The sequence below is a fragment of the Streptomyces sp. NPDC060035 genome (genome assembly GCF_042736635.1).
GTDB lineage: Bacteria > Actinomycetota > Actinomycetes > Streptomycetales > Streptomycetaceae > Streptomyces.
The window spans coordinates 20,772-29,983 of the sequence record NZ_JBHWVO010000048.1 but is presented as its reverse complement, the minus strand read 5'-3'; the positions used below and the strand labels follow the sequence as shown (position 1 = coordinate 29,983).

Annotated in this window: 5 protein-coding genes; 3 read left to right on the top strand and 2 right to left on the bottom strand. The window is 70.6% G+C overall.

Annotated elements, in window-relative coordinates:
• Positions 1-297 precede the first annotated feature (297 nt).
• On the top strand, positions 298-2,004 hold the full coding sequence (gene abc-f / locus ACFWBQ_RS36925) for a ribosomal protection-like ABC-F family protein (RefSeq protein WP_385507981.1): 1,707 nt from the start codon (positions 298-300) through the stop codon (positions 2,002-2,004).
• Here the strand turns inward: abc-f and ACFWBQ_RS36920 are convergent.
• The gene (locus ACFWBQ_RS36920) at positions 1,968-2,471 is read right to left on the bottom strand and encodes an NUDIX domain-containing protein (protein ID WP_385507978.1); all 504 of its coding nucleotides are present in this window, start codon (positions 2,469-2,471) and stop codon (positions 1,968-1,970) included. The genes abc-f and ACFWBQ_RS36920 overlap by 37 nt on opposite strands.
• A gap of 275 nt (positions 2,472-2,746) precedes the next feature.
• On the opposite strand from ACFWBQ_RS36920, the gene ACFWBQ_RS36915 reads away from it, so the two are divergent.
• Positions 2,747-6,178: a phosphodiester glycosidase family protein gene (locus ACFWBQ_RS36915; protein ID WP_385507985.1), complete on the top strand. Its 3,432-nt coding sequence runs from the start codon at positions 2,747-2,749 to the stop codon at positions 6,176-6,178.
• Between the two features lie 96 nt (positions 6,179-6,274).
• Here ACFWBQ_RS36915 and ACFWBQ_RS36910 read toward each other — a convergent pair whose 3' ends face one another.
• Positions 6,275-7,669, bottom strand: a complete 1,395-nt coding sequence (locus ACFWBQ_RS36910) for a nucleobase:cation symporter-2 family protein (protein ID WP_385507976.1) — start codon at positions 7,667-7,669, stop codon at positions 6,275-6,277.
• Positions 7,670-7,935: 266 nt separating this feature from the next.
• Here ACFWBQ_RS36910 and ACFWBQ_RS36905 point away from each other — a divergent pair, with 266 nt between their 5' ends.
• On the top strand, positions 7,936-9,069 hold the full coding sequence (locus ACFWBQ_RS36905; RefSeq protein ID WP_385507972.1) for a cellulose binding domain-containing protein: 1,134 nt from the start codon (positions 7,936-7,938) through the stop codon (positions 9,067-9,069).
• Positions 9,070-9,212: the final 143 nt, after the last annotated feature.

The following is a 9,212-nucleotide window of genomic DNA, read 5'->3' as shown; positions in this document are numbered from 1 at the left end:
CGTCCGGAGCGCACAGCTCCGGACGGCCGCCGTCGTATGCGTGCTGGGGACCGAGCACCGCTCCGTCCGAAATCGACAGCGGGGCCCGTTGGAGCGTGGTTACACTGGGTCGCATGGGTTCGTACTACTTCTTTCTCTGATTTCCGGCCAGGACGCCGCCGCGCGACGCTGAGCGTCGCCTCGTGACCCACCGGGGTCGCGCAGTGTGCCGCAGTCCTTCCCGCCGCCCGACACCCCTGCCCCGCCGACGCGTTCACTGTGCGCTGCCGAGGGCCTGTCACCTCAGGGAAAGTACCCATGTCTCCCCAGCGCCACCGCGCCCAGCTGTCCATGAACGACGTCTCCCAGGCCTACGGAGACCGATCCGTCCTCGATCAGGTGTCCCTCACCGTCCGTCCCGGCGAGAAGGTCGGCGTCATCGGCGAGAACGGTTCCGGGAAATCAACCCTGCTCCGTCTGATGGCCCAAGCCGAGGCACCGGAGAGCGGTGACATCACCGTCAGCTTTCCCGGCGGCACCGGGTACCTCGCCCAGACCCTCATGCTCGACCCCGGCAGCACTGTCCAGGACACCGTCGACGCGGCCCTCGCCGAGCTGCGTGCCCTGGAGCGCCTGATCGGCGAGGCCGAATCGGCGATGTCCGACGGGGATCCCACCGAGGCGGAGCTCGGTGCGTACGGTGATCTGCTCACGGAGTACGAGGAACGCGGCGGGTACCAGGCCGACGCGCGGGCCGACGCGGCGCTGCACGGCCTCGGTCTCGGCCACCTCGGCCGGGAGCGCGGGCTCGGCACGCTGTCCGGCGGCGAGCAGTCCAGGCTGGCCCTGGCCTGCGTGCTGGCCGTGGCCCCGGAACTCCTCCTGCTCGACGAACCCACCAACCATCTCGACGTCGCCGCCGTCACCTGGCTGGAGGACCACCTCCGCGCCCACCGCGGCACCGTCGTGACCGTCACCCACGACCGGGCGTTCCTGGAGCGGATCACCACCGTGATCCTGGAGGTCGACCGGGACCTGCGCAGCGTCTCCCGGTACGGGGACGGCTGGGGCGGCTACCGAACGGCCAAGGCCGCCGCCCGCCGCCGCTGGGCACAGGAGCACCAGGAGTGGCTGGCCGAGCTGGCCCGTACCGAGGATCTGGTGAGCGCGGCCGGTCAGCGCCTGGCGGTATCCGGCAAGGACCCCGGGCAGGGCTTCGGCAAGCACCGCAGATCGCACGAGACCAAACTGTCCGGGCAGGTCAGGGCGGCCAGGACCCGGTTGGAGGCGCTACGCCGCACTCCTGTGCCCGCGCCTCCCCAGCCCTTGCGCTTCACCGCCGAGCTCTCGACAGCAGGTGACCGGGAGGCCGAGGGCAACGCGAGCCCCGAACCGCTGGCCGAGCTCGATTCCGTTGTCGTCGGCGACCGCCTGGACCTGCCCGCGCTGTGCATCGGGCCGGGACAGAGACTGCTGATCACCGGACCCAACGGCGCGGGTAAGTCCACCCTGCTGCGTGTCCTGGCCGGGGATCTCGCACCTGACGCCGGCAGGGTCCGGCGCCGGGCACGGATCGGCTATCTGCCGCAGGAACTCCCCGTCAGGCCGACACGCCGATCCCTGCTCGCCACGTTCGCGGCGGGCCGACCGGGGTTCGCCGATGAGTACGCCGAGGATCTGCTGGCCCTCGGCCTCTTCCGCCCGGAAGACCTGACCGTCTCCGTCGCGGCACTGTCCATCGGGCAGCAGCGCAGGCTGGCCCTGGCCCGACTGGTGACCCGGCCGGCCGATCTGCTGGTTCTGGACGAGCCGACGAACCACATCGCGCTGAGCCTGGTCGAGGAGCTGGAGGCGGCACTCGCCCAGTACAAGGGCGCCGTTGTCGTCGTCTCGCACGACCGCAGCTTCCGCAGCCGATTCGCGGGCGACCGCCTCGAACTACGGGCCGGCCGCCCGGTCGCGAGCTCCGGGGTTCACGGCTTGGAGGCCTACGGATCCGAGGGCGTGCGCCCGTCCCGGACGTAACCGCGCAGCCGCTCGACGAAGACGCGCTGGCCCGCCACCAGGCGTTCGGCGGCCTCGTCCGGTGTGCACCAGGCGAACCGGTCCATTTCCGGGAACTCCCGCTGCACACCGGACCCTCTCGGCCACTCCATGGTGAACGTTCCCGGAACGGCCTGCGCAGGGTCCAGTTCGGCCTCCACGGCCCAGATGGCCACGGTCTTGCCGCCGGACTGACGTGCCTCGCCCAGCGAGACCCACTCGCCGTCCGGAACCGGCAGCCCCAGCTCCTCCTCGAACTCCCGGCGCGCGGCTGCCGCCGGCTCCTCCCCGGGCTCGTACTCACCTTTGGGGATCGACCAGGAAGCCGCCTCGCGGCCCGCCCAGAACGGACCGCCCATGTGCCCGATCAGCACATCGACGTCCCGCCCGCCCTCGGCGCCGGTGACCCGGAAAAGCAGAAGGCCCGCACTGCGCCTTGAAGTCGACATATTGCCAAGTGTGCGGGGCGGGGCTCCGGAAGGCCACCGACGGCCGCCCGTTCGGCCGATGACCGAGCCACCCGGTGCCGAGGTCACTCCTTCGCCGCCCGTTGTTCCTCCTGATGTTCTCGTTGCCCTCTGGTGCGTCACTGCGCGCCCGGCCATGCTGTCCGCCGACAGCGCTTACCGTCGGCGCAACCAGCTCTGCACCAGGAGGACTTGTGGGCCTTGGCACACTCGGCACCGCACTGCGGCCACTCGTGCTGCTCGCGACGGCGTCCGCGATGACGGTCGGGGCGGTGGCGCCCGCAGCCGCCGATGCGAATCCCGATCCGCGCCCCCGCAACTCCGCCGAGATCCTCAGACCGGTAGCCCCGCCGGCCGCGAGCAGTCCGGCCGGCGGGGCGAGAGCAGTCGCGGACGGCGACGGCATCGAGACCGCCCGGACCTCCCGGCCGCTCGCCCCCGGCATCCGCCTCAGCTCCTACGACCGCCTCGAATCCGACAAGTGGCTGCGGGTCGACACCCTCTCGGTCGACCTGGACGGCAGCGGAGCGCGCGCCGACTACCTCTCGGCCGGCAAGGTCTCGGAACGGCGTACGGTCTCCGAACTCGCCGCCCGGTACGACCCGGGGCAGGGCCGTCGTACCGTGGCCGCGATCAACGCGGACTTCTTCGACATCAACCAGACCGGAGCGCCGCAGGGTCCCGGAATCAAGGACGGCATCCCGGTCCACTCGCCTGCTTCGGGTGTCAACCGTGCGGTGGGCATCGGCCCGCAGAATGCGGGGCGCGTGCTGCAGCTGTACTTCGAGGGAAGCCTGACGCTTCCCTCGGGGCAGCATCCGCTCGCCGCGTACAACGCCGCGAACGTGCCCGCCCAGGGAGTGGGCGCCTACACCTCTGCCTGGGGCAGCGCCGACCGTGCCCTGACGGTCGACGATGCGGCCCCCGTCGCCGAAGCAGCCGTACAGGACGGCAAGGTCGTCTCCGTGTCGGCCACCCCGGGGTCGGGACCCGTACCCGACGGCACCACCGTCCTCGTCGGACGCGAGGCCGGAGCGGCCCTGCTGACGGCCCTGAAACCCGGTGACCCCGTCGACATGGAGTACCGGGCACGCACAGACAGCGGAGCCGTTCCGCAGACCGCAGTCGGAGGCAGGGAGCTGCTCGTCGTCGACGGTGCCGCCCAGAACCACGACGGCGAGGGCAACAACACAGCCGCGCCCCGCACCGCTGTCGGGTTCTCCAAGGACGGCCGCACCATGCAGGTCGTCACTGTCGACGGCCGCCAGACCGACAGTGGCGGCGTCACGCTCACCGAGCTGGCCCTGATGATGCGTCAGGCCGGTTCGTACAGTGCGCTCAATCTGGACGGCGGCGGCTCGTCGACGCTCGTCGCCCGCGAGCCCGGAAGCGACACGCTCCAGGTGGAGAACAGCCCGTCCGACGGAAGCGAGCGCACCGTACCCAACGGCCTCGCCCTCACCGCGCCCGACGGCAGCGGCCGCCTCCACGGATTCTGGGTGGAAACCCGCACACCGGCCGGTGCTGCCCCCGGCGCCGATCCCGTCAGGGGTGGCCACCCCGAGCGTGTCTTCCCGGGCCTGACGCGGCAGCTCACCGCAGCCGGATACGACGAGACGTACGGTCCCGCCCGAGGCGCTCCGCGCTGGCGCACCACGGCCCCGGCCATCGGCAGCGTCGACTCCCACGGCGTCTTCAGCGCCCGCCGCAGTGGCACGACGGACGTGCGGGCAGAACGGGCCGGTGTCCACGGCACCACGCAGCTCACTGTCCTGGACCGGCTGGCCCGGATCCGGCCGACCACCGTACGGGTCGGCCTCGCGGACGCGCAGGCCACCGGCACCTTCGGCATCGTGGGCCTCGACGCCCACGGCACCAGCGCCCCCGTGGAGCCGGGTGATGTCACCCTCGACTACGACCACGCGCTGTTCGACATCGACGACGACGGCCAGGGCTCGTTCACCGTCAGATCCCGCACAGGCAGCGGTGCGGGACAGATCAAGGCCACGGTCGCGGGCACCAGCACCACCCTCGCGGTGAGTGTCGGGCTCACCGAACAGCCGGTGTCGGCGTTCGACGACGCCGGATCCTGGAAGTTCAGCCAGGCCCGGGCGGCCGGTTCCCTGGCCGCGACACCCGACGGCCACACCGGCAGCGGACTGCGGCTCACCTACGACTTCACCCTGTCGACCGCGACGCGCGCCGCCTACGCCGCGCCGCCGCAGCCCGTTCCCGTACCCGGTCAGCCCCAGTCGTTCACCCTGTGGATCAAGGGTGACGGCAACGGGGCCTGGCCGACCCTGCACCTCAAGGACGCGGCGGGCTCGGACCAGCTGCTGCGCGGGCCCTACGTCACCTGGACCGGCTGGCGCGAGGTCACCTTCGCCGTACCGCAGGGCGTGGCGATGCCGCTGTCCGTGTACCGCTTCTATCTCGCCGAGACGGCAGCAGCTCGGCAGTACACCGGCGAGATCGTCATCGACGACCTGTCCGCCCAGGTGCCGCCGACCGTCGACCTGCCCGAACAGACACTCCCTGCCGACCCGTTGATCGACCCGGCTGCCGTCACCGAGCGCAGGGACTGGCAGTTCGCGGTGATGTCCGACGCCCAGTTCGTCGCTCGCGACCCGGACAGTGCGATCGTCCGGCAGGCCCGTCGCACCCTGCAGGAGATCAAGGCCGCACGGCCCGACTTCCTGGTCGTCAACGGAGACCTCGTCGACGAGGGATCACCCGCGGACCTCGCCTTCGCCCGCCGGGTCCTCGACGAGGAGCTCGGCGACACCCTGCCCTGGTACTACGTACCGGGCAACCACGAGGTGATGGGAGGGAAGATCGACAACTTCATCACTCAATTCGGTCCCGCCCAGCGCACGTTCGACCACAAGGGCACCCGTGTCATCACGCTCGACACGTCGAGTCTCAGCCTGCGCGGCGGCGGCTTCGCCCAGATCGAGGAACTGCGCGCGCAGCTGGACGCGGCAGCGACGGACCCTTCGGTCGGCTCCGTCCTGCTGATCGAGCACGTGCCGCCGCGTGACCCGACCGTGCAGAAGGGCAGCCAGCTGGGCGACAGGAAGGAAGCGGCTCTCGTCGAGCAGTGGCTCGCCGGCTTCCGCATCAGGACGGGCAAGGGCGCGGCCCTGATCGGCAGCCACGTAGGCGTCTTCCACGCCTCGCACGTCGACGGCGTCCCGTATCTGATCAACGGGAACTCCGGCAAGGCACCGGCAGGGCCGGCGGACGAGGGAGGCTTCACCGGCTGGACCCTGATCGGTGCCGACCGTGTATCGACCGGTGAGCAGACGGCCGCGCGCCACAGGCCGTGGCAGGGCGGACCCGACTGGGTCTCGGCCCAGACGCGTGCTCATGTCGACGCGCTGACCCTCGACGCACCGTCCGTGATCGGCACGGGAGAGCGCACGAAGGTCGGCGCGAGCGTCACCCAGGGGACGAGGACCGTGCCGGTCGCCTTCCCGCTCAGTGCCGACTGGACCGGCTCCCCGAATCTCCACATCGGCGACCCGGGCGACGCCCGCCGGCGTCACACCGCGGCGCTGGACCCGGTCACCGGCACGCTCACCGCACTACGGCCGGGCACCGTCACGCTCGCGGTGAGTGTGAACGGCACGACCCGGCAGGTGCGGATCGAGGTCGCCGCCGGGGCGGTGCTCGCCCCGGCAGCCTGAACCACCACCGCTGCGGCACCCTTTGGAGGGTGCCGCACCGGGATCGAGTACGGCGGAGCCGGCGCGGCGCGGCCGGCTCCGCCGAATCCGGACGGTTCAGACGCGCTGATCGCCGGCCTCCTGGGCGGTGCCCTCGCCGCGGCTGACGGGCACGCCGACCGGTGCGGGGGCAGAGGTCTGTGAACTCGCCTTCGAGGGAAGGTGGTTGAAGAGAATGTTCAGAACGATGGCCGTCAGGCAGCCCGCGCTGATCCCGCTGTGCATCACCGTCTGGAACCAGGCCGGAAACTGGCCGTAGAGCGTCGGCACCCCGACGGGAAGCACGCCCATCGCCACCGAGACGGCGACGATCGTCAGGTTGTTGTTGCCCTTGAACTCGACCTGCGTCAGGGTCCGCAGGCCGCTCGCAGCGACCGTCCCGAACATCACCAGGCCCGCACCGCCCAGCACCGGAGCCGGAATCGCCGCGATGACGGCGCCCAGCTTGGGCAGCAGCCCGAGCAGAACGAGGATCCCGCCCGCCGCGGCGACCACCCAGCGGCTACGGACCCGGGTCATGCCGACCAGGCCCACGTTCTGGGCGAACGCCGTGTAGGGGAACGTGTTGAACACCCCACCGAGGACCGTGGACAGACCGTCGGCCCGCAAGCCGTCCGCCAGTGCGCGCGGTTCGACCTTGCGGTCGGTCATCTCGCCGACGGCGATGAAGTCCCCGGTCGTCTCCGTCATCGTCACCAGGGCCACCACCAGCATCGCGATGATCGCCGATGCGTGGAACGTCGGAGCGCCGAAGTGGAACGGCGTGCTGATGCCCACCCAGTGTGCGTCCCCGACCCCGCCGAAGTCCGTGAACCCGAACGGCACCGAGACCACCAGGCCGGCCGCGATACCGATCAGCACGGCGATCCGGCTCAGGAAGGCCGGCGCGAAGCCCTGGACAGCCAGTACGACGACCAGTACGAAGCCTGCCAGCGCGAGGTTCTTCGGGGCGCCGAAGTCCGGCGCACCCGCGCCGCCGGCCACCCAGTTGCCGGCCACCGGCAGCAGCGAGACGCCGATGATCAGGATCACCGTGCCCGTCACGAGCGGCGGGAAGAAGCGGAGCAGCCGGCCGAAGACCGGGGCGAGGAGAACGATCGCGAGCCCCGCGACGATCACGGAGCCGTAGATGGCGGGCAGCCCGCCGCCCGTCGTGCCGATCAGAACCATCGGTGAGACGGCGGCGAACGTACAGCCCTGCATGATCGGCAGACGCACGCCGAAGCGCCAGAAGCCGACGCACTGGATGAGCGTCGCCACCCCGCAGATCAGCAGGTCCGCGGTGATCAGATAGGCCAGATCGGCGGGCGGCAGTTTCATCGCTCCGCCCACGATCAACGGCACCGCCACCGCGCCTGCGTACATCGCGAGCACATGTTGCAGCCCGAAGGCTGCCAGTTGGCGTATCGGAGGGACCGCGTCGACGGGATGTACGGGTGGTGCGGACACCATGGGCGCTCCAAGGGCGGGCGGGGATGGAGATGGTCCAACAGCACGAGACCGTAGGGGCTTTGAACAATTTGTTGATTGCGTGCCTGTTGCCGGGGTGTGTCGTACCCGCCGGGCCGTGTGCGACCCCCCGGTGCGGCGATCTTCGCGGGTCGGCGCAGGAAGTGTTACGGACCGACCCTTGTGGAGAGTCGCAGCAGCCCCATAGGTTCCACGCCGGAGCATGTACTGGGAGCGCTCCCACCATCGGGTCCTACCGAAAGGACATCATGAAGAGCCTCATCGCCTCTCTCAGGTCCGCACGGAGCGCCGTGACGGCGTTACTCGTGGCACTGGCCTCGCTCGCGGCCCTCGGCACGGTCGCGACGCCCGCTCACGCGGACACACTGATCTGCGACCAGTACGGCACGGCCGTCATCCAGAACAGGTACGTGGTACAGAACAACCGCTGGGGCACCGCCGACGAACAGTGCATCAACGTGTCCGGGAACGGCTTCACCATCGACCGGGCCGGCGGGTCGGTTCCGACGAACGGGGCCCCCAAGTCCTACCCGTCCGTCTTCAACGGCTGTCACTATACGAACTGCTCGCCCGGGACCCGGCTTCCGGAGCGGCTGAGCTCGATCAGCAGTGCGCCGAGCAGCATCACGTACGCGTACGTCGACAACGCGGTCTACAACGCGTCCTACGACATCTGGCTCGACCCGCAACCGAAGACCGACGGTGTCAACCGGACCGAGATCATGATCTGGTTCAACCGGGTGGGGCCCATCCAGCCGATCGGCTCGCAGGTCGGCACGGCCTCCGTGGCCGGCCGCAGCTGGGCGGTCTGGACCGGAAGCAACGGCGGCAACGACGTGATCTCGTTCGTGGCGCCGTCCGCGATCACCAACTGGAGCTTCGACGTCATGGACTTCGTCGACCAGACCGTGGCACGGGGCATGGCCCAGAACTCCTGGTATCTCACCAGCGTCCAGGCCGGGTTCGAGCCGTGGCAGAACGGCGCCGGTCTCGGGGTGACCTCCTTCTCCTCGGCCGTCAACACCGTTGGCGGTGAGGAGAATCCGGGTGAGCCGGAAGTACCCGGCACCTGCCGTGTGGCCTATGGGACGAGCTCGTGGGCGGGCGGATTCACCGCCGATGTCAAGGTCAGCAACACCGGAACAGCCCCCGTCGACGGCTGGAAGCTCGGCTTCACCCTGCCGTCGGGACAGACGGTCACCCAGGCGTGGAACGCGACCCTCGCGCCGTCCTCCGGCGCGGTGACCGCGACCAATGCGGCGTTCAACACCCGGATCGCCGCAGGCGGCAGCCAGTCGTTCGGCTTCCAGGGCACGTACTCCGGCGCCTTCACGGAACCTGAGCAGTTCACGCTCAACGGTGCGGTCTGCACAGTGACCTGAACGCGCGGGTGAGATATCTGGTCGGGCGCCCCCCCCGGCGCCGGGGGGGCCCCGGGGGGCCAACCAACCGGGGGCGGGCCCGGCCCCGGCCCCCCCCCCCCACCCCGCCCCCAACCCCCCCCCCCCAACGCGCCCCCACACCG

What these genes read in the sequence shown, in the direction of transcription:
- ACFWBQ_RS36910 (WP_385507976.1), bottom strand. Translation starts at nt 7,669, where the DNA reads ATGGTGTCCGCACCACCCGTACATCCCGTCGACGCGGTCCCTCCGATA.
- ACFWBQ_RS36905 (WP_385507972.1), top strand. Translation starts at nt 7,936, where the DNA reads ATGAAGAGCCTCATCGCCTCTCTCAGGTCCGCACGGAGCGCCGTGACG.
- ACFWBQ_RS36920 (WP_385507978.1), bottom strand. Translation starts at nt 2,471, where the DNA reads ATGTCGACTTCAAGGCGCAGTGCGGGCCTTCTGCTTTTCCGGGTCACC.
- abc-f (WP_385507981.1), top strand. Translation starts at nt 298, where the DNA reads ATGTCTCCCCAGCGCCACCGCGCCCAGCTGTCCATGAACGACGTCTCC.
- ACFWBQ_RS36915 (WP_385507985.1), top strand. Translation starts at nt 2,747, where the DNA reads ATGACGGTCGGGGCGGTGGCGCCCGCAGCCGCCGATGCGAATCCCGAT.